Origin of the sequence: Citrifermentans bremense (assembly GCF_014218275.1) — a bacterium.
In the GTDB taxonomy this organism is placed as follows: Bacteria; Desulfobacterota; Desulfuromonadia; order Geobacterales; family Geobacteraceae; genus Geomonas; species Geomonas pelophila.
The window spans coordinates 3,628,662-3,652,416 of the sequence record NZ_AP023213.1; the positions used below are offsets into that span (position 1 = coordinate 3,628,662).

At 59.7% G+C, this 23,755-nt stretch carries 24 protein-coding genes; 9 read left to right on the forward strand and 15 right to left on the reverse strand.

Annotated features, from left to right (window positions below; genetic code table 11):
• Positions 1-30: 30 nt before the first annotated feature.
• Genes GEOBRER4_RS15945 through GEOBRER4_RS15955 form a run of 3 tightly spaced genes read right to left on the reverse strand, consistent with a single transcriptional unit; the run spans position 31 to position 3,478 of the window.
• Complete coding sequence (locus GEOBRER4_RS15945) at positions 31-738, reverse strand: diacylglycerol kinase (RefSeq protein ID WP_185243135.1); 708 nt, start codon at positions 736-738, stop codon at positions 31-33.
• A gap of 18 nt (positions 739-756) precedes the next feature.
• On the reverse strand, positions 757-1,122 hold the full coding sequence (ybeY, locus tag GEOBRER4_RS15950; protein ID WP_264177091.1) for an rRNA maturation RNase YbeY: 366 nt from the start codon (positions 1,120-1,122) through the stop codon (positions 757-759).
• Positions 1,109-3,478 (reverse strand): HD family phosphohydrolase, encoded by a 2,370-nt coding sequence (locus GEOBRER4_RS15955; RefSeq protein ID WP_185243136.1) that lies wholly within the window; start codon positions 3,476-3,478, stop codon positions 1,109-1,111. The genes ybeY and GEOBRER4_RS15955 overlap by 14 nt, the downstream gene beginning before the upstream one ends.
• A gap of 246 nt (positions 3,479-3,724) precedes the next feature.
• Between GEOBRER4_RS15955 and eno the strand changes: the two genes are divergently transcribed.
• Together eno and GEOBRER4_RS15965 are read left to right on the forward strand one after the other, a co-directional pair.
• On the forward strand, positions 3,725-5,014 hold the full coding sequence (gene eno, locus GEOBRER4_RS15960; protein WP_185243137.1) for a phosphopyruvate hydratase: 1,290 nt from the start codon (positions 3,725-3,727) through the stop codon (positions 5,012-5,014).
• A gap of 193 nt (positions 5,015-5,207) precedes the next feature.
• Entirely contained in the window at positions 5,208-6,116 is a 909-nt protein-coding gene (locus GEOBRER4_RS15965) for an RluA family pseudouridine synthase (protein ID WP_185243138.1), read from the forward strand.
• Between the two features lies 1 nt (position 6,117).
• Here GEOBRER4_RS15965 and GEOBRER4_RS15970 read toward each other — a convergent pair whose 3' ends face one another.
• Positions 6,118-6,777 (reverse strand): protein-L-isoaspartate(D-aspartate) O-methyltransferase, encoded by a 660-nt coding sequence (locus GEOBRER4_RS15970; protein ID WP_185243139.1) that lies wholly within the window; start codon positions 6,775-6,777, stop codon positions 6,118-6,120.
• An 896-nt stretch (positions 6,778-7,673) separates the two neighbouring features.
• On the opposite strand from GEOBRER4_RS15970, the gene GEOBRER4_RS15975 reads away from it, so the two are divergent.
• On the forward strand, positions 7,674-8,165 hold the full coding sequence (locus GEOBRER4_RS15975) for a BCAM0308 family protein (protein WP_085813721.1): 492 nt from the start codon (positions 7,674-7,676) through the stop codon (positions 8,163-8,165).
• Positions 8,166-8,239: 74 nt separating this feature from the next.
• Here the strand turns inward: GEOBRER4_RS15975 and GEOBRER4_RS15980 are convergent, their stop codons facing one another.
• Both GEOBRER4_RS15980 and rpsA read right to left on the reverse strand, forming a co-directional pair.
• Positions 8,240-8,467 carry a DUF3820 family protein gene (locus tag GEOBRER4_RS15980; RefSeq protein ID WP_085813722.1) on the reverse strand — a complete coding sequence of 76 codons (228 nt, stop codon included), beginning with the start codon at positions 8,465-8,467 and terminating at the stop codon, positions 8,240-8,242.
• A 3-nt stretch (positions 8,468-8,470) separates the two neighbouring features.
• Positions 8,471-9,673: a 30S ribosomal protein S1 gene (gene rpsA, locus GEOBRER4_RS15985; protein ID WP_185243140.1), complete on the reverse strand. Its 1,203-nt coding sequence runs from the start codon at positions 9,671-9,673 to the stop codon at positions 8,471-8,473.
• 214 nt (positions 9,674-9,887) lie between these two features.
• Here rpsA and GEOBRER4_RS15990 point away from each other — a divergent pair, with 214 nt between their 5' ends.
• The 3 genes from GEOBRER4_RS15990 to GEOBRER4_RS16000 all read left to right on the forward strand — a co-directional run bounded on the left by GEOBRER4_RS15990 (position 9,888) and on the right by GEOBRER4_RS16000 (position 12,261).
• A complete protein-coding gene (locus GEOBRER4_RS15990) occupies positions 9,888-10,094 on the forward strand; it encodes a GSU3473 family protein (RefSeq protein WP_226377813.1) in 207 nt (68 codons plus the stop codon).
• A gap of 241 nt (positions 10,095-10,335) precedes the next feature.
• Complete coding sequence (locus tag GEOBRER4_RS15995; protein ID WP_185243141.1) at positions 10,336-11,796, forward strand: RtcB family protein; 1,461 nt, start codon at positions 10,336-10,338, stop codon at positions 11,794-11,796.
• A gap of 33 nt (positions 11,797-11,829) precedes the next feature.
• A complete protein-coding gene (locus tag GEOBRER4_RS16000) occupies positions 11,830-12,261 on the forward strand; it encodes an archease (RefSeq protein WP_185243142.1) in 432 nt (143 codons plus the stop codon).
• Between the two features lie 9 nt (positions 12,262-12,270).
• On the opposite strand, the gene GEOBRER4_RS16005 is transcribed toward GEOBRER4_RS16000, so the two are convergent.
• The 5 genes from GEOBRER4_RS16005 to GEOBRER4_RS16025 all read right to left on the reverse strand — a co-directional run bounded on the left by GEOBRER4_RS16005 (position 12,271) and on the right by GEOBRER4_RS16025 (position 16,164).
• Positions 12,271-12,558 (reverse strand): transcriptional regulator, encoded by a 288-nt coding sequence (locus GEOBRER4_RS16005; RefSeq protein WP_226377814.1) that lies wholly within the window; start codon positions 12,556-12,558, stop codon positions 12,271-12,273.
• A 23-nt stretch (positions 12,559-12,581) separates the two neighbouring features.
• Positions 12,582-13,304, reverse strand: a complete 723-nt coding sequence (locus GEOBRER4_RS16010) for a BON domain-containing protein (RefSeq protein ID WP_185243144.1) — start codon at positions 13,302-13,304, stop codon at positions 12,582-12,584.
• Between the two features lie 213 nt (positions 13,305-13,517).
• A complete protein-coding gene (locus tag GEOBRER4_RS16015; protein ID WP_185243145.1) occupies positions 13,518-14,297 on the reverse strand; it encodes an amino acid ABC transporter ATP-binding protein in 780 nt (259 codons plus the stop codon).
• Positions 14,284-15,303, reverse strand: a complete 1,020-nt coding sequence (locus tag GEOBRER4_RS16020) for an ABC transporter permease subunit (RefSeq protein ID WP_185243146.1) — start codon at positions 15,301-15,303, stop codon at positions 14,284-14,286. Before GEOBRER4_RS16020 ends, GEOBRER4_RS16015 begins: the two co-directional genes overlap by 14 nt.
• A 66-nt stretch (positions 15,304-15,369) precedes the next feature.
• The gene (locus GEOBRER4_RS16025) at positions 15,370-16,164 is read right to left on the reverse strand and encodes an amino acid ABC transporter substrate-binding protein (protein WP_185243147.1); all 795 of its coding nucleotides are present in this window, start codon (positions 16,162-16,164) and stop codon (positions 15,370-15,372) included.
• Positions 16,165-16,459: 295 nt separating this feature from the next.
• On the opposite strand from GEOBRER4_RS16025, the gene GEOBRER4_RS16030 reads away from it, so the two are divergent.
• A complete protein-coding gene (locus GEOBRER4_RS16030; protein ID WP_085813731.1) occupies positions 16,460-17,554 on the forward strand; it encodes an AAA family ATPase in 1,095 nt (364 codons plus the stop codon).
• Between the two features lie 68 nt (positions 17,555-17,622).
• Here GEOBRER4_RS16030 and GEOBRER4_RS16035 read toward each other — a convergent pair whose 3' ends face one another.
• The 4 genes from GEOBRER4_RS16035 to mutL form a co-directional block, all read right to left on the reverse strand.
• Positions 17,623-18,921, reverse strand: a complete 1,299-nt coding sequence (locus GEOBRER4_RS16035) for a DUF512 domain-containing protein (RefSeq protein WP_185243148.1) — start codon at positions 18,919-18,921, stop codon at positions 17,623-17,625.
• 269 nt (positions 18,922-19,190) lie between these two features.
• The gene (gene hfq / locus GEOBRER4_RS16040; RefSeq protein WP_012529414.1) at positions 19,191-19,415 is read right to left on the reverse strand and encodes an RNA chaperone Hfq; all 225 of its coding nucleotides are present in this window, start codon (positions 19,413-19,415) and stop codon (positions 19,191-19,193) included.
• A 12-nt stretch (positions 19,416-19,427) separates the two neighbouring features.
• Positions 19,428-20,348 carry a tRNA (adenosine(37)-N6)-dimethylallyltransferase MiaA gene (gene miaA / locus GEOBRER4_RS16045; protein WP_185243149.1) on the reverse strand — a complete coding sequence of 307 codons (921 nt, stop codon included), beginning with the start codon at positions 20,346-20,348 and terminating at the stop codon, positions 19,428-19,430.
• 35 nt (positions 20,349-20,383) lie between these two features.
• Positions 20,384-22,330 carry a DNA mismatch repair endonuclease MutL gene (gene mutL / locus GEOBRER4_RS16050; RefSeq protein ID WP_185243150.1) on the reverse strand — a complete coding sequence of 649 codons (1,947 nt, stop codon included), beginning with the start codon at positions 22,328-22,330 and terminating at the stop codon, positions 20,384-20,386.
• A gap of 138 nt (positions 22,331-22,468) precedes the next feature.
• Here mutL and GEOBRER4_RS16055 point away from each other — a divergent pair, with 138 nt between their 5' ends.
• Positions 22,469-23,371 (forward strand): D-alanyl-D-alanine carboxypeptidase family protein, encoded by a 903-nt coding sequence (locus GEOBRER4_RS16055; RefSeq protein ID WP_185243151.1) that lies wholly within the window; start codon positions 22,469-22,471, stop codon positions 23,369-23,371.
• Positions 23,334-23,750: a secondary thiamine-phosphate synthase enzyme YjbQ gene (locus GEOBRER4_RS16060; RefSeq protein WP_185243152.1), complete on the forward strand. Its 417-nt coding sequence runs from the start codon at positions 23,334-23,336 to the stop codon at positions 23,748-23,750. The genes GEOBRER4_RS16055 and GEOBRER4_RS16060 overlap by 38 nt, the downstream gene beginning before the upstream one ends.
• Positions 23,751-23,755 lie beyond the last annotated feature (5 nt).

Sequence of the window (23,755 nt, forward strand, 5' to 3'; positions counted from 1 at the left end):
GTATCTCCTCCGTTTTTGCGTCGTTCCCTCTCAGGCGAAGGCATTGAATAGCAGGTTCACCACCACGGTGATCGAGACTCCGGTCAGCGCGCCGTACACCACTTCCCGCATGGTGTGGATCCTCAGCAAAAGCCTTGAGTGGCTCACCATCAGGGCGAGGATCAGGCACAAAAGCGCTATGAGCGGATCCTGGGCCTGCAGCGTAACCGAGGTGGCGATGGAGAAGGCGACCGCGGAGTGGCCGCTGGGGAGCCCCCCCTTGAGCGGCGTGCCGCTGGCGGTCACCCCCTTCAGTATGATGACGGCGATGAGCACCAGGATCACGGAGACGATGATACCCAGCTCAGAACCGGTTCCGACCATGGCAAGCAACCTCTTTTCCATCGGGAAAATGTACTTCGACAGCACCAGGTACCCCATGATCGCGGTCCCGAAGGCGGCCACGAGGACGGCGCCCGCAGCGACGTCCTTGGCCAGCTTGGCCATGGGGTGGAATTCGGGGGAGATCATGTCGACCACCACCTCGATGGCGGTGTTCAAAAGCTCGGCGAAGAGCACGAAGCTGATGGCGAGCGCCAGCAGCATGAACTCCAGCAGGGTGATCCGCAATAACAGCGCGGCCACCAGCACCACCAGCGCGGCCAGAAAATGGTGCCGCATGTGCTTCTGGGTGCGCGCCGTGTAGAGGACCCCCTCTATGGCGCAGTTCACCGATTCGACGAAGCTGGTCGGCTTCATCGCTTCCCCCTGCAGGCGCTAGACAAGACCTTCCCCGACCAAAAGGGCGAAGATCTCGCGCTCCTTCGCCTCCATGCGGGCCGCCTCGGCCTCGCCGCTTCTTTCGTGGTCGTAGCCGGTGATGTGCAGGATGCCGTGCAAAAGCAGGAAGTAGAGGCGGCTCAGGAAGCTCTCCCCCGCCTCATCTGCCTCGCGAAGGGCGGTGTCGACCGAGATCACCACGTCCCCCAGAAGCTCCGGGTTGATGGCGCCGAACTCACCCTCCTGCATGGCGAAGGAGATCACGTTGGTCGCCTTGTCCCGCCCCAGATATTCGCGGTTGATGACCCTGATGGCGCGGTCGCCGACGATGCTGACGGAGAGCTCCGCCTCAGGACATCCCAAGGCGTCTAAGATCCTCTGCGCCACCTTTCGCAGCGCCGTCTTCCCGACCGGGATCCGCCTTTGGCGGTTCGTTATCGCTATCCTCTGGGCACTTCTTGACAATGTTCTTCTCCTTGTAGGCCGGCTCCGGGTAGTCTATGCGCTGATGGTAGATCCCGGCGAGTATCTGGTTGAAGCTCTTGGCTATCTCGTGCAGGTTCTTGAGCGTCAGTTCGCACTCGTCGAGCTGACCGTCGATGAAGATGTTGTTGATGATCTTCTGCACCATACCCTGTATCCGCGCCGGGGTCGGGTCGGAGAGGGTGCGCGAGGCGGCCTCGACGCAGTCGGCCAGGAGCACGAGGCCCGCTTCCCTTGTCTGCGGCTTGGGTCCCGGGTAGCGGAAGTCCCGCTCCTCGACCGGCGGTGCGCCCGGGGTCTCCAGCCCCTTCGCCTTCAGGTAGAAGTAGCTGATCAGGGAGGTGCCGTGGGACTGGCGGATGATCTCGATGATCGGCTGCCCGATCCGGTGCTCCTTGGCGAGCTCCACCCCTTCCTTCATGTGCGAGATGAGGATCAGCGCGCTCATGCTCGGGGAGAGCTTGTCGTGGCGGTTCTCGCCGTCGCGGATGTTCTCGATGAAGTACTGCGGCTTCTTGAGCTTGCCGACGTCGTGGTAGTAGGCGGCGACGCGCGCCAGGAGCGGGTTCGCGTTGATGGCCTCGGCCCCGGCCTCGACCATGTTCCCCACCAGGACGCTATGGTGGTAGGTGCCGGGGGCGCGTACCATCAGCTCCCGCAGAAGCGGCGAATTCAGGTTGGCGAGTTCCAGCAGCTTCACGTCCGTCGTGTACTGGAAGAGCGCCTCGATGAGAGGGATGGTTCCCGAGGCGAAGACCGCGTTGATGAGGCCGCCCAGAAGGGCGAAGGCTATGCAGTACACGGTCTGCAGCGAGAAGTGGCTGTCGCTGTAGATGTAGAAGCAGAGGGCAAGCGCCATGTTCACCACGCTCACCTTGAACCCGGCGCTGTAGATGGTGCCGCGCTCCTTGCACTGGCGCACGCCGTGCGCTCCCACGATTCCGCCCAGGAAAGCGTAGATCACCACCTGCAGCGAGTTGTTCAGCATGATCCCGGTGAGGGGGGCGGTGATGGCGCAGTAGACCAGCGCAACCTCCGAGTTGAGGATGATCCTCACGATGATGGCGCTGGCGGCGAAAGGGAATACGTAGAAGTAGCTCGCGGTGTCGATGCTGGGGAAGAGCCCCCCCATGGCGGTGGAAACGGCTGAGACCAGCTTCAGCACCGCGAAGTTCCCGACGGTCAGAAGCGACAGCAGCAGGATGTCCTTGTTGCTCGGATGGAACTTCCGTATGTTCTTGCGGCCGAAGCGAAAGGGGACGTAGCAGAGCACGAGGACCAGCCCGAAGATGCCGAGCCCGGTGAGGATCGGGGCGCGGTTTTTCGCCTTGTAGATCTTTTCCAGCTTCATGGCCTGCTCGGAGGTGACCCGCTCCCCAACCCGAACGATCATCTCGCCGCGCTTCATCTTGAAGAGCACCGGGCGCACCGCGGCGCGCGCCTCGCTTTTCTTCTCGTCGGTGCCGTTACGGTCGAAGTTCAGGTTGGGCGCGATCATCCGCTGCGCCACCCCCTTGAGGATCTCAAGGTCGTGCCCCGAGCCCCCCTGGGTCAGATCGGCGCCGCCGAACGCGCGCCTGGCGGCGGCCAGGTCGATGCAGGAGGAGTAGTCCCCGCCGGCGACTCCCTGCCCGGTGGTCTCGTCCACGACTATGATGCCGTGCCGCAGATCCGCGGCGAAATGGGAACGGTCGGCGACGATGCGCTGCCGGTAGATGGGGGCTAGCTGCCTCCCCAGGTCCGAGAGAAAGGCCCGCTCCTGCCTGATGCGCGACAGCGCGCCGAACTCCGCGGGCGAGATCTCAACCCCGAGGACCCCGGCGACGGCGCTGCGGCGCGACCCGCCCTGCCCGGAGTCGCGCATGAGCTCCAGCGCCTCTTCGAAACGGCGCACCAGGTCTATGTTGCCGTTTTGGGCAAGACTGTAGACGAAAGGAGCCGCGGCCTCGGCCTCTGCGCGCTTTTTCTCGGTGAGCAGCAGGTCCTCGATCAGGTAATCCTGGGTGGCGCGGATATCCGAGGTGGCGATGTCCCCCTCGCGGTAGTTGACCGTGAGGAACTGCGGGCTCGGGATGATGAGCAGGGTGAGGAATAAGGCTGTGAGGAAGAGCATGATGAAGCGGCTGCGCTTTTCATACTTGTCGCATGAGAAACCTTCGGCAACTGCTTCCAACCAGCTGTCACAGAGCCGGACCAGTGAGCTCTTCTGTTTTTTGTCGCCGCTTTCGGTGGGCATTATATCTATAGTTCCCGTGTCATGAGGACAGAGGCTGCAGGTTGGCAGGCAAGGGGACAATATATATCTAATGCCGGATTACTGTCAATCTAAACCAAAAACGTTGGGAACAGCCGCGACGACAGCATGTTAGCAAAATTTTACAAAAGTCCCTTCCATTTAGGTGCGGAAATGTTATATAACGGAACTCAATTAAGAGGGGCGGCGTGGTCCCTTCGTAATTAAAATTCAACCTAGGGGGAAGAGATGAGCCAGATAACCGACGTTTATGCCAGAGAGATCCTTGATTCCAGAGGGAATCCTACGCTTGAGGTGGAGGTATTCCTGGATTCCGGCGTTATGGGAAGGGCTGCTGTTCCGTCCGGCGCATCCACCGGCGAGCGTGAAGCGCTGGAGTTGCGTGATGGAGACAAAGGACGCTACCTCGGCAAAGGCGTGGAAAAGGCCGTTTCCAACGTAAACGATATCATCGCCGACGAGATCACCGGCATGGACGCCACCGACCAGGTCGGGATCGACAAGAAGATGCTCGAGCTCGACGGCACCGAATTCAAGAGCCGCCTGGGCGCCAACGCCATCCTCGGCGTTTCGCTCGCCGTAGCCAAGGCAGCTGCTGAAGAAGTCGGGGTGCCGCTGTACCAGTACATCGGCGGCTGCAACGCCAAGGAGCTGCCGCTCCCCATGATGAACATCATCAACGGCGGGGCCCACGCCGACAACAACGTCGACATCCAGGAATTCATGATCATGCCCGCCGGCGCCTCCAGCTTCAAGGAAGCCCTCAGGATGGGTGCCGAGATCTTCCACGCGCTGAAAAGCGTCCTCAAGGGGAAAGGGTACAACACCGCGGTCGGCGACGAGGGGGGCTTCGCGCCGAACCTGAAGTCGAACGAGGAAGCGCTGGAAGTCATCATGGAAGCCATCGTCAAGGCAGGCTACAAGCCGGGCGAGGAAGTGCTCCTGGCGCTTGACGTCGCCTCTTCCGAGCTCTACGAAAACGGCGTCTACACCCTTGAGAACGAGGCGGAGTCCAAGAAGACCGCTGACCAGCTGGTCGACTTCTACGAGAACCTCGTCAACAAGTACCCCATCATCTCCATCGAGGACGGCATGGCCGAGAACGACTGGGATGGCTGGAAGAAGCTCACCGACCGCCTCGGCAAGCGCATCCAGATCGTGGGCGACGACCTGTTCGTCACCAACCCCTCCATCCTCAAGGAAGGGATCAAGAAAGGGATCGCCAACTCCATCCTGATCAAGCTGAACCAGATCGGCACCCTGACCGAGACCCTCGACGCCATCGAAATGGCCAAGCGCGCCGGCTACACCTGCGTCATTTCGCACCGCTCCGGCGAGACCGAGGACACCACCCTTGCAGACCTGGCAGTGGCGGTGAACGCAGGGCAGATCAAGACCGGTTCGCTCTGCCGCACCGACCGCGTCTGCAAGTACAACCAGCTGCTCAGGATCGAGGACGAGCTGGACGAGGTGGCGCAGTTCCGCGGGCACGAAGTCTTCTACAACGTAAAGAAGTAATCGACTCTGTAACATAGCAAAGGAAAAGGGGGCCTCCCGACGGGGACGCCCCTTTTTTTGCGCCTGCAGTTCCCACAGCAGCGAGTTCGACGGAAAGGGAGCGGGCGGCTCACCGACAGGTAGCGGCCGCAAACCGGTTTGGCGTCAGGGGATTCCCTTGCGCCTTCTGGCTCATGAGGGTATACTCCGGCCCATGTTAACCTACCAGATAGACGCCAAAGACCACGGCAGGCGCATGGACAGCTTCATGCGCAACCTGCTGCCGACCGCCCAGTTTTCCTACCTCAAGAAGCTGCTCAGCTCCGGGCACGTGAAGGTGAACGGCTCTCCCGTCGAAGCGGCGCAGCTGCTCAAGTTCGCCGACCAGGTCACGCTGAAGGAGAGCTCCAAGACCGCCGCGTTCCTCGCGCGCATCACCCCGGATCTGGACATCCTATTCGAGGACAGCTGGATCATCTCGCTGAACAAGGCGCCGGGGCTATCGGTGCACCGCACCGAAGACCCGGACGAGGTGAACCTGGTGGACCTCGCCGAGACGCTGCTGCAAAAGCGCGACGGCGTGGGGAGGCTCAGGCCGGTGAACCGTCTGGACAAGGGGACTTCGGGAGCCATCATTCTCGCCAAGAACGCTGTGGCCGCCGGGATGTTCGGCAAGATGATCCAGGAAGAAGGGCTCGGCAAGCTCTACCTGGCGCTGGTCGAGGGAAAGCTTCAGAAGCAGGGGGTGATCGATGCGCCTTTGGATGGGAAAGAATCGCAGACCAGTTACCTGAGGCTCTTTCACGGGGGGGGTGTTTCGCTGCTGGCGGTCTACCCGATCACCGGGCGCATGCATCAGATCAGGCAGCATTTCAGGATGATCGGTCACCCGATCCTGGGGGACAAGCGCTACGGCGGGAGGGCCTTGACCGGTTTCACGGGGCACGCCCTGCATTCCTATAAGACGACGCTGGTGCATCCGGCAACCGGCGAAGAGGTGAACATCCCCGCCCCGCTTCCGGAGCAGTTGATGCGGCTTTTGTCGCGTTACGGCGCGGTAAGCGAAAAGACCCTGCTCGACACCCTGGACCAGCTGCCGGCCTCTGGCCCCCTACCCGCCTAGCTCACCAGCCGTGCTCGCCGATCAGCGGCACGAAGCGGACCGGGCAGAGTTGCTCCTGGCGGATTTTCCCCTCACGCGTCCGGCGCACCCTCACCAATTCCTGCAGGTGCTGGGTGGGGCCGACCGGGATCACCAGCCTCCCCAGGGGCGCCAACTGGTCCAGCAACTCGCGCGGCACCTCCGGCGCCCCCGCGGTGACCACGATGGCGTCGTACGGCGCGTGTTCCTCCCACCCCAGGGTGCCGTCGCCGAGATGGACCGTCACGTTGTCATAGCCGAGTTCTTCGAGCCGGGCTCGCGCCCCCGCCGCCAGGAAGGGGATGCGCTCCACCGTGTAGACCCGGGCTGCGCAGCGGCTTAGGACCGCCGCGGCATACCCGGAGCCTGTGCCGATCTCCAGCACCCGCTCCCCGCCGAGCAACTCGAGCGCCTCGATCATGTAGGCGACGATATAGGGCTGGGAGATGGTCTGCCCCTCGGCGATGGGAAGCGGGCCGTCGTCGTAGGCGAAGAGTTCCATGCCCGAAGGGAGAAACGCCTCCCTGGGAACCTCCCGCATAGCCTTCATCACGGCGGCGTCACGGATTCCCCGGGCGGCTAGGTGCTCGCTCAGCATCCGCTCCTTCCTCGCCTCCATCGCTCTTCTCGGGTCGACTGTCATACCCCCTCCCAAGGTGCAAATGGTACCATACACCAACCCGCAGACAACCGGCTCGAGACAACTGAACCACTAAAAGTGGCAGGTGAATAAGCGGCCGCAGTTCTGGCGCCAGAAGACCCCGTTGAAGTATTAGCAAAAAATTAACTGCACAACAAATAGACGCGCATTCAACCTGTTGACTCTTTGGGGGGGTGGGCGTAGACTAAAATCATAGCAGAGAGGTTCTTTGAAATAGCTCTGGAGTACAGGTAAAGAGGTAGCATGAGGTACCCTGATTATTCCACACTTACGATTTCCCAGGTTTCAGACGTGGTGTGCAATTCCCTGAAGTATGAGGAATTACCTAAAGCGTCTTCCGGGGAGATGCTTTACAAAAGAGCGTGGTCTCACCAGCCTCTACGGTACTTTGGAGCTCATAACTGGCGCTTAAGGAGATCAAGCCGATTGGCCTAAAATAATCACATCCGCCATGCGCGTTTCAACCGCTTCAAAAAGGGGGAAGAAACGGAGTGCACCGGGTGACATGGTCAGTAGAAAGCATGCCGCAACGACACATCCTGAAGCCCTTCCCACCGACGGATATGTGTAAAGGATTCTCCGTGGTTAAGTGCCAGTTATCCTTTTCGGAAAAGGCCCAGCAAATTTGCTGGGCCTTTTTTCGTTTCGTGCGGGGTGGCACGGTCCTCCAGCCGGCACCGTCGCGCACCTTGCGGAACCTTACAAGATCTCAGGTAGAAGTGGACGCCTTCTCGGGCGCTGCCGGTTCCTTAGAGGGAGCAGGAGCATAGGAGAATTGAGCGGGAGTTATTCAAATGGCGCGCAGTCAAGTGCAGGGAATGATCAGGGTGCTATACTAGGGTGGCTTTACAGCAATCTAACGCTAGACGGAGGTAGCCATGCCACGAGGTGCCAGAATTACCATGGAGGAAAAGGGACAAATGGCGGTCCGGAGCCTGGAGCCTTACCTGCCCAAGGGCGGTCTCAAGGATGGAACCGTATGCAAGGGGTGCGGCATAGTCTACCGCAGCAAGAGATGGCAGATTGAAACCATACCCGGTGCACATACCGGCGAGGTGTTGTGCCCCGCCTGCCAGCGCATCCAGGGGGAGGACCCGGCGGGGGTGGTGACGCTGTCCGGCCCTTACCTGGCGCAGCACAGGGAGGAGATACTTAACAGTATCAAGCAGCAGGAGTCCAAGCATCGCGAGAAGAACCCGCTGGGGCGCATCATGGAGATAAAAGAGGAGAACGGCCAGATCACCTTAACCACGACCGAGGACAAGCTGGCCCAAAAGATAGGACGGGAAATCTATAAATCGCAAAGAGGCGAGTTGCACTACCAGTGGAGCCACGACCAGCACATGGTCAGGGTGGAGTGGAAGCGTTAGCCTCGGCTCTCCGTTTCTTCAACTACCGGATGTAAAAAGCCCCCCTTGTCTAGGCAAGAGGGGCTTTCGTTTGTTTATCGCCTGCGCAGCGGGTCGAAAAGATATTCCAGCCCGTTCACCTTCACCTCGTAGATGCACTGCAGCATGCTGCCAAGCTCCCCTTCGGGGAAGCCCTTTTGGCGCATCCACACCAGGTAAGGCTCCGGGAGATCCACCAGGAGGGTTCCCCGGTACTTCCCGTAGGGCATGGTGGTATTCGCCAACCGGAGCAGGTGCCTGCGGTCAGGGACCAGATCCTCCAAGTGTTACCCCTTGAGTTTTGCCTTCAGCAGGTCGCCCAGGGTACCCATCCCCTTCGGTGCTTCGGAGACGGTCTTTTTGTAGGCGTCCATGGTCTCGGCTTGCTCCTGCTCGGCACGGCTCACCGAGGCAAGCGACAGCGAGATCCTTCTCTGCTCGCGGTCCACCCCTTCAACCTTCACCTCGACTTCCTGCCCTTCGGCGAGGACCTCGCGCGGGTGCTGGATCCTCTTGCCGGCGCCGAGCTTGGAGATGTGGATCAGGCCGTCGACGCCGCTTCCCAGCGTGACGAAGGCGCCGAACGGGGTGAGACGTGCCACCTTGCCGTTCTGGTAGGACCCTTCCGGGAAGGCGCTCGCCGCTTCTTCCCAGGGGTCGGCCAGGGTGTCCTTGAGGGAGAACGAGATGCGGTTCTTCTCCCAGTCAATCCCCTTCACCACGACTTCCACTTCCTGCCCGACCGACAACACGTCGCTTACGTGATTCACCCGGGCCCAGGCCACCTCAGAAACCGGCAGCAGCCCCTCCACTACCCCGATGGAGACGAAGGCGCCGAAATCGCGCAGTGAGGTTACGGTCCCCTTGACGCGATCGCCTACCTTCAGGGTCTCTTTCAAGGCATCCTTTTGCTGTTGCAGTTCTTCTTCCAGCAATGCACGGTGCGAGACAACTATATTGCGGCCGTTTTCCGCGTACTCCACGATCTTGAAGGAGATCTGCTTCCCGATGAAGGAAGCGGTATCCTCGACCCTTCTCAGAGCGATCTGCGAGAACGGGCAGAAGGCGCGCGAACCTGCGACCTTCACCTCGAAGCCGCCTTTGACCTCTTTCTCCACGGTGCCTTCGACCGGGATGCCAGCTGCGTAGGCCTCTTCGAGCTGCGCGTTGCCGGCGGACTGGCCGCTTGCTGCCCCGATCTTGGTGGTGAAGCGCATTTCGTTGTTGCGCGACGAGATGAACCAGGCGGTGACCTTGTCGCCGACCTTGACGCTCACGTTGCCTTCGGCATCGGTCAGTTCCTTTATGTCCAGGACCCCTTCGCCCTTGCGACCGGTGTCCAGGAAGACCCAGTCCTTGGTGATCTTGAGGACAGTCGCCTCAACCTTGGAGCCCGGCTCGAGGCGCCCTGCATCCTTCTGGCTGCGCTCGAACAAGTCGGCAAAGCTTTCCTCTTCCGTCTCCATCTCATCCCTGTTTTCGTTATCCATTTAAGTGACCTCATCGACGTTTTTGTTGCGCTTTCGCAACCCGTGGAGCATACAGGTGACCCCGCACCCTTGTCAACCACGTTTGAGCAGAGAGTGGCCGACTTTTGGCACTATTAAACAAGTGAATTGAAGCAGGCCCACGGGAATATGCTCATGAAATTAAAGTTACTGCTACGACCCTCCGATAGGTTCTTTGATGCTTGAGGAAAACATCATGGCTATAACAGGGGGAAACAGCATGGGCGTCTTGGTCTGCTACGACGACTTCACCTACGATGTGGTCACCGACTTTCATCTCGACTACCTGGTATCCACCGGATCCATTGTCGGATTCGACCGTTCAGAAAAATGGGTCAAGCAGGAAGAGGCAATACCAGTGCCCCCTCCGGCCACAGCGACCAAGGCTGAGCACTCGGCTTAATTCGACTCCCTATATGACAGGGGTAGCAGTTGCCTATGCCTTCTCGAAGCGTTGCGCAGCTCTCCCCTGCTCCTGCCGCCAAAAACATCCTTGCCGCACTATCACACAATCAACACCTGCGCAACGCCACCCGTTCGCCCTGCCGCCCCCTCCGTCAAAGCATTGCCTTCGGGCAACCAGATTTAAGTTATGGTAACATCTCCGGGTGCATGACCATGACAACCGCAGCAATGGAGGTGCTATGAACGTGCCGGCGGCGCTGAAACGGATAACAGACCAGGTGTGGGAACTTCCGGTGAGCTACAAGGAGGGGATGCTGGTCCCGGCCCGCATCTTCGCCTCGGAGAAGTTGATCCGGGAGATGGATGCGGGCGTTTTCGAGCAGGTGAGCAACGTCGCCACCCTCCCCGGCATCCAGAGATACGCCTACTGCATGCCCGACGGTCACTGGGGCTACGGTTTCCCCATTGGTGGAGTAGCCGCCATGGATCCGGGGAGCGGCGTGATCTCGCCGGGGGGGATCGGCTTCGACATCAACTGCGGCATGCGGCTGGTATTGACCAACCTGACTGCCGAGCAGGTCCTTCCCAAGTTGCATCAGCTTGTCGATCGTCTCTTCGCGAGAATTCCCACCGGCGTCGGCTGCCATGGGTTCGTGAAGCTGAAGCCTGACGATTTCCGCTCCTTAGTGCAGCAGGGTTCGCGCTGGTGCTTGAAAAACGGCTTCGCCACCCAGCATGACCTGGAGATGACCGAGGAGGAAGGCTGCTTTTCCGGCGCCGACGCATCGCACGTAAGCGACAAGGCGGTAGAGCGCGGCTACAACCAGCTCGGCACACTGGGAAGCGGCAACCACTACTGCGAGGTACAGGTGGTCAAGCCCGAGAACGTCATGGATGCGGAGCTCGCCGCCGCCTTCGGGCTCACCACGGTGCCGAACCAGGTGGTGGTCATGTTCCATTGTGGCAGCAGGGGCTTCGGTCACCAGGTGGCCACGGACTACCTGAAGCTGTTCCTCTCGGTCATGGGGCGCAAGTACGGCATCAAGATCGTCGACCGCGAGCTTGCCTGCGCCCCTTTTCAGTCGCCCGAGGGTCAAGCGTACTTCAGCGCGATGAAGTGTGCGGTCAACATGGCCTTTGCCAACCGGCAGGTGATCCTGCACCGGATCAGAGAGGTGTTCTCCGATATGTTCCACGCCTCGCCCGACGAGCTCGGGCTGCGCATGGTGTACGACGTCGCGCACAACACGGCAAAGCTGGAAAGACACGAGATAAACGGGACGAGGAAGGAACTCCTGGTGCACCGCAAGGGATCGACCCGCGCCTTCGGCCCTGGCGCGGCGGGGCTACCCTCCTGTTATGCCAAGACCGGTCAACCCGTCATCATAGGGGGGAGCATGGAGACCGGCTCCTATCTGCTGGCGGGGATGCAAACAGGCGCCGACGCCTTCTTCACCACCGCCCACGGCAGCGGCAGGACCATGAGCAGGCACGAGGCGAAGAAAACCTTCAGGGGCGACAAGCTGCAGCGCGAAATGGAGGCGCGGGGGATCTACGTCCGCACCGATTCGTTCGGCGGCTTGGCCGAGGAGGCGGGCCCCGCTTACAAGAACATAGACGAGGTCGTGGAAGCGACCGAGCTTGCGGGGTTGAGCAAGAGGGTCGCGCGCCTGGTTCCCATCGGCAACATCAAGGGGTGACTCCTGCAGAAACAGGGGCAGCAGGGGGAAACGATGCCGTACCAATATCGCGGTGACATAGCCCATGCCGACGTCGCTTTCGACGCTTGGGCTGAAACGCTCGAAGAGCTCTTCCGGGACGCGGCGCGGGCAACCATGCAGGTGATGGCGGAAAACCTGGATGGCATCAGGCTGACGCAGACGGTGGAAGTCAAGCTCACCCAGGAAGACGAGGAGATGCTGCTGTTCGACTTCCTGAACGAGCTGATCTTCTACAAGGACGCCAAAAGGCTGCTCCTTATTCCTGCCGAGTTGACCATCTCTCGGAGCGATAGCGGCGTGGAACTGCGCGGCACGCTGCAGGGCGAGGAGATAGACCCGGCGAGACACGAAATGAGCACCGACGTAAAGGCTGTGACGATGCTGAGATACGCCGTGAGAAAGACCAGCGAAGGCTGGCATGCGACGGTGGTTCTGGACGTCTAAAGGGAGAAGCTACTCGACAGTGTAGGATGGGTCGACGATACGTTCGCTGCGGCATACCGGGCAGCGCCCTGGTTTTCCCAGGCGATCCCGTTTCCGGAAAGAAAAACCGCACTCCAGGCAGCAAGGAGGTGTCACCACCAGCCTGCTGCGGAGTGCGGCCTTTATGTGCTCCAGGTGCTCCAGCACCTCTTTCTCGCCAATCCCTACCTGCCCCGAAATCTCCCTGGCCGTCATGTTTTCACCGGACAGCAGCGAAACGATCTCGTGGCGCAGCGTCTCGCGCCGGTCCGGAGGCACGCGCGGCTCTTTGGGCCTGCTCCTCATAGCCCAGTCAGCACCAGCTTATTGACCACATCGTTCACACCCAACACGTACCACACGTCCGACTCCGCCGCCCTCTTGTTGTTCGGGGTCGGCACCGTCCCCTCCAGGGTGACCACACCGTCCCGGCTGTGAACCGAAATCTGGGAGGCGTTCACCAGCGGGTCCTTCTCGAGCACGATCCGGATCAAGTCGACCAGCTCTTCATCCTGCTCCTCGGCATTGGAGAAGAGGTCTATTCCGTTCACCACGTCGCGGCTGCCGGGAACCCACCAGGCGAGGACCCCCGCCAAGCGCTTGTGGGAGATGCTCTCGGCGACGCCGTTTAGCACCACCACGCCGTCATTTACCTCCACCTCGAAGCAACGCTCCTCCTGCACCGACCGCACCGGCTCCAGCGCCTGTTTTACCAGCGCCCGGACCGAATAGGACCTGAAGGCAGGCTCGCTGGTGAGGGCGTTGCAGACATGGTCGCGAATGGCGCCGTCCTCCATCGGTTCCGAAGGCTCAACCCGCAGCCGGTCCACTATCCCGGATACGGGGGAAGGCTTCGCGGCTATCTCCAGCGCGATCTTCTTGGCGGCGATCCCGCCGACCTCACCTGAGATGGTCACCACGCCATCGGCATAGCTCAGTTCAATGGGATGGTTGTGCAGGTTCACCCTCGGTTCGCGCTCCAATGCGGCGCGGATGGTGCCGATGACCTCGTCCTCTCTTATCATGATGATCCCCCTTTCTTAGCTTAATCCAGAAACTGCTGCACGCAATCAGCTGATTTGACTGGTTTTTAGGCGGGAGCAAAACACATTAACGAGAACAACGCGCAAACGGATAGATTGTATCACGGGGAAAAGGGTTGTCGAACGGGAGGGAGGGGCGGGGAAAGAGGGGAAGAGGGGAAGAGGGGAAGGGGCGGCTGGCGCCGCCCCGGTTGGTCACATGATACGGTTGAGAAAGGACTGGATCCTTTCGTGTTCCATCTGATTGCTGAAGAAGTCCTCGGGGGTCCCCTGGGCTACGAAGGATCCCTTCTCCATGAAGATGACCCTGTCTGCCATCTCTTTGGCAAACCCCATCTGATGGGTGACGATGATCATGGTCATTCCCTCCTTGCCCAGCGACCGTATGGTGTCGAACACCTCGCCGATCAGCTCAGGGTCGAGGGCAGAAGTGGGCTCGTCGAATAGCATCAGCTTGGGCCGCATGGCCAGCGCCCGCGCTATGGCGACGCGCTGCTTCTGCCCCCCCGACAGGGTCGCCGGGTAGACATCGCGCTTGTCGGATAGCCCCACCTTCGCCAGCATGTCCAGCGCAATCTCTCGGGCAGCTTGGGGGGACTTCTTCTGCACGGTGAGCGGCCCCTCCATCACGTTGCCGAGGACGGTCATGTGCGGGAAGAGGTTGAAGTGCTGGAACACCATGCCGATCTCGGAGCGAAGCTCGCAGATTTTCGCTGGAGCGTCCAGGTGGCGTCGCCCGTGCTTGCTCTTCACATAGCCGATCTCGTTCCCCTCGAAGGTTATGGTCCCTTCCTCTATCTCCTCGAGGAAGTTCACCGAGCGCAGCAACGTCGACTTTCCCGACCCGGAAGGGCCTATGATCACCACGATTTCACCCGGGCAGACGTCGAGGTCAACGCCGTTGACCGCGGTCAGCGCGCCGAAACGCTTGGTGATCCCTTTGAGGCTTAAAAGCGGTTGGTTAGCGGTTTTCATAGATGCCGGCCCTGATTTCGATCTTCTCGAAAATGAAGGTGAAGATGGTGGTGAAGAGGAGGTAGATGATCGCGGCCAGAATCAGCGCGGTCACGTTGAAATAAGCGTTGAACATCTGGTCGGCGGAGCGCATCAGTTCCACCATGGCGATGGTGGAGACCAGCGCGGTGTCCTTGATGAGCGCTATGAACTCGTTGCCTATGGGGGGCATGAGCCGCTTGTAGGTCTGCGGAATGATTACCCGGCGCATCGCCTGCCAGTAGCTCATGCCGATGGCCTTGGCGGCTTCCATCTGTCCGTGCTCGATGCTCTGGATGCCGCCGCGGATGATCTCTCCCAGATAAGCGGAGTAGTTGAGGCCCAGGCCCAGGATGGCGGCTGTGAAGGGTTTGAAGGTGATGCCGAGAGACGGAAGGCCGTAGTAGATGAAGAAGAGCTGCAGCAGAAGCGGTGTGCCACGGAAGAGCCAGATGAAGAACCAGCAGAGTCCGGAGACCGGCTTGAAGGGGCTGATGCGCCCCAAAGCGATCAACAGGCCTCCCAGGGGGGATATCACGATGATGCAAACGACCAGCGTGATCGTCATCACCGCCCCCTTCAAGAGTTGCGGCAGGAAGCGAAGGCAGTCCTCGATGAATACTTGGTACCGCGGCTTCTGCTCCTTCTTGACCGACTCCAGGAAGTTGAGCGCCTCGCTGTTGTCCGGGTAGACGGCGAGAACCTCCTGGGCGCTGGCGCTGGCGGCCTTCATATCCTTGAGAGCGAACTGAAGCCTCGCTATCTGCATCCGGCTCCTGACGAAGGCGCCGCTGTCGTCACTTTTGTCCAGCTTGACCTTCTGCAGGATGGCGATGGCTGCTGGAAGATCTCCACTTCCCATCGCATCGTTGGCGTCACTAAAGATCTGGTCGTAGTCCACGGCGTAGCAGGCCTGGACCAGGAGGAGAAACACGCATGAAAAAAGCAGGATCGTTTTTTTAGAGATCCTGCCGGGGAAAAGTCTCATCGGCACACCTGAATTGTTAGCTGTAACGGTTCCCCTCCCCGTTTCCGGGGAGGGGAAAGTTCGGTCCTATTTCCACTTCTTCGGGTTGGTGATGTCCTCGCCGAACCATTTCTTAGAGATCTTGGCCATGGTTCCGTCCTTCACCATGCCGTCCAGGGTCTTCTGCACCGCCTGGCGCAGCTCTACGTCCTCCTTGCGGAAGGCGACGCCGAACGGCTCCTTGGTGATGTTGCCGGGGATGATCTGGAACTTGCCGGGGCGCTTGGAGATGAAGTCGCGGCCGGTGGCGTCGTCGATGACGACCGTGTCAAGACGCTTGGACTCGAGATCCAGCAGTGCCTTGGGGTTGTCCTCGTACTCACGCACTTCGGAAGGGGCTGCCGGGAGTTTCTTGACGGCTTCCACGGCGGACGAACCTTTCTGAACCCCTACCTTGGCCCCCTTCAGGTCTGCGAGCTTCTTGAACTTCTTCTCGCCGAAGCGCACTACCGCCACCTGACCGTCCATCTTGTAGGGCTTGGTGAAGGCCACTTCCTTCTTGCGGTCTTCGGTGATGGTCATCCCGTTCCAGATGCAGTCGAACTTCTTGGAGTTGAGCGCGTGCATGACGCCGTCCCAGGCGGTCGGCTGCCATTTGATCTTTATGCCCAGGCGTTTGCCTACCTCTTCCGCGGCGTCGATGTCGAAACCGACCAGCTGTCCTTTGTCGTTACGGTATCCCATGGGAGGGAAGGCATCGTCCAGACCGATGGTGAGGGTGCCCTCTTTTTTAACCCTTTTGAATGATCCGTCGGCAGCAAAAGCCGAAACGGTCAGCGTGAGTAACAGCAAGGAGGAGAGGATTGCCAAGATCTTTTTCACGTTTACGCTCCTTTTCTTTCCTGTATTGGGGTGCGGCTTAGAAAATTTTGATGTTAGCAAACAGGGGTTTGGACCGGCGGATTATTACAGAATATGGGTAAACCGTCAAGCAGGTATTGGTGATGCGGTCAGACCGCCCGACAGGATGCCGCACTATGACAAATAACATGAAAGATCCGTCAGATACAGTATTGGGCCGGTACCGTATACCATGTTGCCCCCAATTTCCCAACACAGTATAATGCCGATAGTCTGATAGCTGTTAGTTGAAAGGATGCAAACGGGGCTTTAGCAAATGTGCAAGAAGATATTCATAGCGGCGACAGGGCAGCACTGCGGCAAGACGACCATCAGCCTGTCCTTGCTGCACCTGGCCAAGAAGAAATACGCCCGCGTCGGCTTCATCAAGCCGATCGGCCCCAAGGTCTTCATGCTGGACGGGGTGGAGATGGACATGGATGCGGCGCTGATCGCCTCTGTGTACGGGATGGAAGCTGACCGGGCGCTGATGTCGCCCGTGGTGCTGGGCAAGGGTTACACGAAAAGGTACCTTTCAGGCGAGATCAGCCCTGAGGCGCCGCTGGAAAGCATAAAAAAAGCGTGCCGCGAGCTTGAGGCCAAGAACGACTTCCTGATCATCGAAGGTTCAGGGCACGGCGGCGTGGGCTCGGTGGTCGGCGTTAACAACGCACAGATCGCCCGCACCCTCGACGCACCGGTCATCATGGTGGCAAGCGGCGGGATAGGATGCGTGATCGACTCGGTCCAGCTGAACCTCTCGCTGTTCCAGCAGCAGGGAGCCGAGGTCAAGCTGGTCCTGGTGAACAAGCTTTTACCGAACAAGCGGGAAGAGACACTCGCTTTCCTGCGCAGCTTCTTCGAGAGCCGCCAGCAGCAGGTAGCGGGAGCCTTCGACTACTCCCGCACCCTGGCGAACCCGACCCTCCTCGACCTCTCCAAGCTGCTGAAACTGCCACTCCAGGGGGACCAGCAAGGGAAGAACCGGATCATCCACAACATCCAGCTCGGCGCAGCATCCTCCCAGCGCGTCATCGACACACTGAAGGATTCGACGCTACTGATCACCACCAGTTCCCGCGACGAACTGATAGTCACCACGTCGGCACTGTACAATATCCCGGCCTACCGGCAAAAACTGGCCGGACTGGTGATCCCGGGGATCGCCCCCATCTCCGCCATCAGCCAGAAGATCCTGGACGACAGCAACATCCCTTACATCAGAACACTGCAGAACACGGCGGAGGTTTTCATAACCCTCTCCGAGCACGTCTCGAAAATAACCGCGGACGACGAGGAGAAGATCAACCTGATCAAGTCCACAGCCGAAAGTGTCTTCGACTTCGACGTCATCGATGCGATGAGCCGCTAAAAAAAAGCCGGTGCAGGGCACTGCCCCCACCGGCTTCCTGCTTCATCCCCGTCGCAAAATCCCCGTCCCTATTCCCGCATGTCGGCTAAAGCGTCATAGATGCCATAGGGGGTCGATTCGACCACCTGAACCGGTTTGCCCAACTCCCGCTCCAGGTCGTCCACCGTCAGGTCGTCAAGAAACACCCCCTCACCCTCCTTCAGCATCACGTCGGGAACCAGCACCAAATCTCCCAGCTCTACCCCCTGCAGCGCGGAAATTATGTCCCTGCCGCAGACAAGCCCTGTCACGGTGACCGATGGTCCAAACAGCCTGTTTTTCACAGCAACGGCGACAACGGAAGCGCCGGTCGCCTCCGATAGCTGCGCCAGAAAACCCGACAGGTAGTTGTAGGGCGACTCGCCAGTGACCACGGTGACCCGCGCGCCCGGTACCGGCTCGGCCTCCTCGAGCACCTGCTCCGCCTCCGACAGGAAAAGTGGGATCATGCCCACGCCGTTTTCCAACTGGGGAAGATCGCCGTAGCTCTCCAAAGGCGGAAAGGGGATCTCTCCCTTGATGTAAAACTCGTCGGCGAGAAAAAGAAACGGCTCTCCGAGCCTCTCCTCCAGAAACCGCGCCTTGCTGCTCCATTCACCGATGAAGGAGGCCGCGAACTCCCTCGTCAAGGGGGTAAGCGGCGGCAGGTGCTTCCTGTGCTCGGTGAGCCCCACAGGAACGACGGCCAGCGAGGCGACCGCCGGGTGCATCGAGGCGAGATCCTCTACGGTGCGGGCAAAAGCCTCGCCGTCGTTCCATCCTGGGCAGAGTACCACCTGGGTGTGCATGGTTATCCGCGCCTCGGCCAGTTCCTTCATCACGTCGAGGATGGGTAGTATGCCGCTTTTGCCGAGCAGATCCTCCCTTAATTTCGGATCGGTGGCGTGAACGGAGATGTAGAGCGGAGACAGGCGCTGCTCCTTGATCCGGTCCAGCTCGACACGGCCGATGTTGGCCAGCGTCACGTAATTTCCGTAGAGAAAGGAAAGGCGGTAATCCTCGTCCTTGACGTAGAGCGGGCCGCGGAGCCCCTTGGGGAGCTGGTGCACGAAGCAGAAGACGCAGTTGTTGCCGCAGCGGGCGGGAAGAGGAGCCTCGAACGAGAGCCCCAGCGGTTCACCCTCCTCCCGCTCTACCTCCAGCTCCCAAAACTCTCCGTCTGCCTTTTCCAGTTCGAGATCGAGCAGGTCGTCGGCCGAATGGTAGTTGTAATCAATGACGTCGCGCAGCGGGTGACCGTTCACCGATATCAGCCGGTCTCCCGGCTCGATTTCAAGTTCCTCGGCGATGCTTCCCGGCATCACCCTGTCGACAATAAGGCCTGACATCCACTTCCTCCTGTTTCGCTTCCCGTTGGCGGGTCCTGCAAACCGGCACTAAGGAATCCTTTCATCAGCTTTGCGGCACCGGACACCTCTCAGGAGCGCAAGCACCAATCATATGAGGAGAAGGAGGATTTTGGCAACAGATAAAAAAAGGCAGCCGGCTCTTTGGAGCCGGCTGGAGATGGAGAGGTTTTCACCCGCTAGACCTTGGCCGCTTTGAATTGTATTAATCCTTAGGCGGACTGGATCTATCGGTGGGGTTGGCTGAGTAATTACTGGTGCAGACGAAACACGCCGTCTACTGAGGTGATGCTGCAGATGGCATGCTTATAAATGAGTATATCGCCGTGAACTTCCATGAGAACGGAAAAATTGTCGAAGGATTTGATATGCCCCTCAAGCTTCTCACCGGACATTAGTTGCACCAAGACCTTTACGCGCTCCTTGCGAGACTGGTTCAGATATTGGTCCTGGATGTTAAAAGGCGTTTTCGGCATGATTCCGCTCCCTTACGCAAGAAATTCAATCACATGTCCAAGGATAGTAGCAAAACTTCCGGGATATTCAAGCCAATAAATATCTTTTTCCCTGCCAAACCATGTCATCTGCCGTTTAGCGTATCGCCTCGTGTCTCTTTTTATGAGGGTAACTGCTTCATCCAGCGTCATTTCCCCTGCCAGAAAGGCAGTGACTTCCTTGTAGCCGATCGAGCGCATCGATTTCAGCTCCCGTCCGTACCCCGCCGCCAGTAGCGAACGGACCTCCTCGACCAGCCCGGCTTCGAGCATCTTCTCGACCCTGAGGTCTGTGCGGCGGTACAGTTCCCCCCGGTCCACCCTGATGGCCATTTTGAGCGCGTCATAGTTGGCCTCCGAGAAGGCATGCTCCGAGCGGTAGGCCGAGATGGGGCGGCCGGTCTGCAGGTACACCTCCAGCGCCCTTATCAGGCGAACCCTGTCGTTTGGGTACAGCCGTTCTGCGGTCTCCGGGTCGACCAGCGACAGGCGCCTCATGAGCTCATCGCCCGGCACGTCGTCGAACTGACGGCGCAACTCCGGGTCCCCTGTGGGAGAGTCCACCAAGCCATGCAGCAGCGCGCGAATGTACAGCCCGGTCCCGCCGACAACGATAGCCTTCTTCCCCCTGCGCTCGATGTCGGCGATGGCAGCGGCGGCCTCGCGCCTGAAATCCGAGGCGGTGAACTCCTGGTCCGGATCCAGGATGTCGATCAGGTGGTGGGGAACACGGGCCAAGTCTGCAGCGGAGGGCTTCGCCGTACCGATATCCAACCTGCGGTAGACCTGCATGGAGTCAGCGTTGACGATCTCTGCGCCGATCTCCTCCGCCAGTTTCACCGCGAGATCGCTCTTGCCCGAACCGGTAGGTCCTCCAAGGACGATGAGCTTGATCTTCTTGTCTTTATCCTGCAACTGGTGCCTCACTTATACTTAACGGGTCGACACCGCTAGATTCTCTTGAACATCTTCTCCACCTCGGCGAGCGTGAGGGTCTGCATCACCGGCCTGCCGTGCGGGCAGTTGCTGGAGAAATCCGTTTCATCCATCTGCTTGAAAAGTGCCGCTATCTCCACTTGGCTCAGGGTACGCCGGCCGCGCACCACGCTGTGGCAGGCAATCCGCGCTAGCAGGTCTTCCTGGATGTCGCTGAAGGCACGGCTGCGGCTGAGACTTCCCAGCTCCTCGAGGATATCCCGAATCGTGTCCAGATACCGCGTCGCCGACAGTACCTGTGGGACGCCCTTCAACAGCCAGGTATTCCCCCCGAACTCCTCAAACTCGAAACCAAGCCTGGCGAGCTCCGCCTGGTGTTCCCGCAGCACGGCCGATTCCCGGAAAGAAAATTCCATGGTCTCAGGAAAAAGGAGCCCCTGGCTGTCTACCTCCCTACCGGCGAACTGTCCTTTCAACTTTTCGAACGCCACCCGCTCGTGGGCTGCATGCTGGTCGATGAGGACGAGATCGGTGCCCCTTTGGCAGAGGATATAGGAGGCGTTGAACTGCCCGATGACGCCGAGCGATGAGAAGTACCCCGCTGCAGGCGGTTCTGGATCCGAAGCCTTCTCGCGCTCCTGGACCGGAGCCGGCGCGGCTCCGCGGGTATACAACGGCGCATCCTTCGCCGCTGCAGATCCCTGGTACTGTGGTCGAAGCGGCGGCTGCGGCCTAGGCTGGAAATTCACCAGGAGTTCCCTTACCTCTTCCACCCGTGCCTCGCTGACCGATAGCTGCCGTGCGTGAGCCTCCTGTGCTGTGTTAAGGGGGGCAGGTGTAAGCGCCGGCCGGGGCTGTGGCGTCGCGGGGAGCGCACCCTGCACAGCCTCCGTAGAGGGAACCGGTCGCGGCGCTCCCGTCGAAGTCTCCCCAGAGCGCGTTGCGACTGCCGCTGCAGTTCGCTTTAGCCACGGCGTTTCCTTGAGCACCGACTCCACCGCGTTCTGAATGGCGTCGTGGACTCTTCCCTGTTCCCTAAAGCGAACCTCGTGCTTGGTCGGGTGCACGTTCACATCGACTTCGCCAGGTTCGATCTCTATGAAAACCGCGACGACGGGGTAGCGGCCGCGTTCCAGGAAGTTACGGTACGCCTGGAGGATGGCGTGCTGCACCACCTTGTCCTTGATGAAGCGTCCATTTATGTAGGTATACAGGTGGCTCCCCGCACTGCGGCTGCACTCCGGCGCCGCCACCAGTCCGCTCACTTTGAGCCCTTCCTGGCGGTAGGAAACGGGGTACAAAAAGGAGGCGATGGAGCGACCCAGCATGGTGGCGACCCGCTCCTTCAGATCCGCGTCCAGCGCGCGGAAAATGACCTTGCCGTCATTTTTGTAGGTGAAGCGGACCTCCGGCCTGGAGATGGCGAGGCGGGTCAGCAACTCACCGACGTGCCCCCCCTCCGTTTCAGCGCTTTTCATGAATTTGAGCCGCGCCGGCGTGTTGAAGAAGAGGTTCCTGACCGAGATAACGGTACCTACCGCCATGCCGCATTCCTTCACTTCCTTGATCCGTCCTCCTTCGGCGTAGATCTCCGTCCCCTCGACCGAGTCGCTGGTCCGAGTGGAGATGGTGAGGCGGGAAACAGAGGCGACAGATGGCAGCGCTTCGCCTCGGAAACCGAGGGTGCAAAGGGAAAAGAGATCTTCGTCTGTCGCGATCTTGCTGGTCGCGTGACGCTCCAGGGCGAGCAGGGCATCGTCTCGCGACATCCCGCAACCGGTATCGGAGACCTTTATGAGCCGTCTTCCGCCTGACTCTATCTCGACCACGACTTCCTTGGACCCTGCGTCAAGGGCGTTTTCCACCAGTTCCTTCGCTACTGAGGCGGGACGCTCTACCACCTCTCCGGCAGCGATCTTGTTGGTCAGATTCTCTGGGAGAATGCGTATTTTCGTTGCCAAACCGTTCCTCTCACAAGCGTAGTTGGGTGAGCCAAGATACCTTAACCCACGCCTGTTTGTAAATCCAAGATTGGGTTCCCCTGTCTTGCGCGTCCTTGGATCCGTTGCAGCAATAATAAAGAATGCTATAACCACAACATGAAAAATTTCTCATCGTTAAAAATACTTTCACTGACAGTAGGGATCCTGACAGTGGCGCTCTGCTCCGCGGACGCAGCCTCCTCACCGTTCACCCACTCTCCCCCCTCCTATCTCATCCAGATCAACGGTCACGTCTATAAGGAAAGAAACGCCCACATCCGCCGCCCGCCAGCAAGCCTCACCAAGATCATGACCGCACTGATCGTAATGGAAAGTTGCAACCTCGACGAAGTAGTCGTAGTCAGCCGTGGCGCCGCCGGGGAAACAGGAAGCAGGATTGGCCTTAGAAAAGGGGAAAAACTGACGGTACGGGACCTGCTCGCGGCTACGCTCATGGCCTCAGCCAACGACGCCTGCCGAGCACTTGCCGATCATGCGTGTGGCAATCAAAGAAATTTCGTGTTAAAGATGAACGCCCGGGCGCGTGCGCTTCAGCTGCGAGACACCCGCTTCACCAACGCCTGTGGACACGACAACGCAGGGCTATACACGACGGCCCACGACTTGGCGCTCCTGACCGAGAAGGCTATGCAAAAGCCGCTGTTCGCACAACTTGTCGCCAGGAAGGACATGCGTATCCGCACGCTGAACAGCAAGCGCTCCTACCACATCAGGAACAAGAACCGCCTCATCGGGCGCTATCCCGGTGCAATAGGCGTGAAGACAGGCACGACACCCAACGCCGGGCAGTGCCTGGTCGCAATGGCCGAGCGTGAGGAGCGGAAGGTGTTGCTGGTTATCATGCACGCCAGAAACCGGTGGTGGGTAGCCCCCGCCATGCTCGACGCGGCGTTTGCGGCAGAGTCCGCAACGATCGACGAAAATCCCGACAACACACATGAAAGCAACAGCAGGAGATTATATGAGGCATTACCGGAAGGAACTCTGGTTCCAGATTAAGTCCAGGCGCGGCTTCGTAAACATCACCTCGGACATCGAAGCGGAACTGCTGGAAAGCGGGATAAAGGAAGGGCTCCTGCTCTGCAACGCCATGCACATCACTGCCAGCGTATTCATCAATGATGACGAGTCTGGGCTACACCAGGATTTTGAGCAATGGCTGGAAGGGCTGGCACCGGAAAGGCCTCACTCCCGCTACCGGCACAACACCGGAGAGGACAACGGCGATGCGCATCTCAAGAGGACCATCATGGGGCGGGAAGTGGTGGTTGCGGTCACAGGCGGAAAGCTGGATCTGGGGCCCTGGGAACAGGTTTTTTACGGAGAATTCGACGGCATGCGCAAGAAGCGGGTTCTGATCAAGATCATCGGAGAGTGAAAGGG

Excerpts from the sequence above, each read along its gene's own strand:
- GEOBRER4_RS16030 (WP_085813731.1), top strand. The coding sequence starts at position 16,460 with ATGTGCAAGAAGATATTCATAGCGGCGACAGGGCAGCACTGCGGCAAG.
- GEOBRER4_RS16035 (WP_185243148.1), bottom strand. The coding sequence starts at position 18,921 with ATGTCAGGCCTTATTGTCGACAGGGTGATGCCGGGAAGCATCGCCGAG.
- GEOBRER4_RS15965 (WP_185243138.1), top strand. The coding sequence starts at position 5,208 with ATGTTAACCTACCAGATAGACGCCAAAGACCACGGCAGGCGCATGGAC.
- GEOBRER4_RS15975 (WP_085813721.1), top strand. The coding sequence starts at position 7,674 with ATGCCACGAGGTGCCAGAATTACCATGGAGGAAAAGGGACAAATGGCG.
- GEOBRER4_RS16000 (WP_185243142.1), top strand. The coding sequence starts at position 11,830 with ATGCCGTACCAATATCGCGGTGACATAGCCCATGCCGACGTCGCTTTC.
- GEOBRER4_RS15995 (WP_185243141.1), top strand. The coding sequence starts at position 10,336 with ATGAACGTGCCGGCGGCGCTGAAACGGATAACAGACCAGGTGTGGGAA.
- GEOBRER4_RS16010 (WP_185243144.1), bottom strand. The coding sequence starts at position 13,304 with ATGATAAGAGAGGACGAGGTCATCGGCACCATCCGCGCCGCATTGGAG.
- GEOBRER4_RS16020 (WP_185243146.1), bottom strand. The coding sequence starts at position 15,303 with ATGAGACTTTTCCCCGGCAGGATCTCTAAAAAAACGATCCTGCTTTTT.
- GEOBRER4_RS16055 (WP_185243151.1), top strand. The coding sequence starts at position 22,469 with ATGAAAAATTTCTCATCGTTAAAAATACTTTCACTGACAGTAGGGATC.
- GEOBRER4_RS16015 (WP_185243145.1), bottom strand. The coding sequence starts at position 14,297 with ATGAAAACCGCTAACCAACCGCTTTTAAGCCTCAAAGGGATCACCAAG.
- rpsA (WP_185243140.1), bottom strand. The coding sequence starts at position 9,673 with ATGGATAACGAAAACAGGGATGAGATGGAGACGGAAGAGGAAAGCTTT.
- eno (WP_185243137.1), top strand. The coding sequence starts at position 3,725 with ATGAGCCAGATAACCGACGTTTATGCCAGAGAGATCCTTGATTCCAGA.
- GEOBRER4_RS15955 (WP_185243136.1), bottom strand. The coding sequence starts at position 3,478 with ATGCCCACCGAAAGCGGCGACAAAAAACAGAAGAGCTCACTGGTCCGG.
- GEOBRER4_RS16060 (WP_185243152.1), top strand. The coding sequence starts at position 23,334 with ATGAGGCATTACCGGAAGGAACTCTGGTTCCAGATTAAGTCCAGGCGC.
- hfq (WP_012529414.1), bottom strand. The coding sequence starts at position 19,415 with ATGCCGAAAACGCCTTTTAACATCCAGGACCAATATCTGAACCAGTCT.
- GEOBRER4_RS15970 (WP_185243139.1), bottom strand. The coding sequence starts at position 6,777 with ATGACAGTCGACCCGAGAAGAGCGATGGAGGCGAGGAAGGAGCGGATG.
- GEOBRER4_RS15990 (WP_226377813.1), top strand. The coding sequence starts at position 9,888 with ATGGCTATAACAGGGGGAAACAGCATGGGCGTCTTGGTCTGCTACGAC.
- GEOBRER4_RS15945 (WP_185243135.1), bottom strand. The coding sequence starts at position 738 with ATGAAGCCGACCAGCTTCGTCGAATCGGTGAACTGCGCCATAGAGGGG.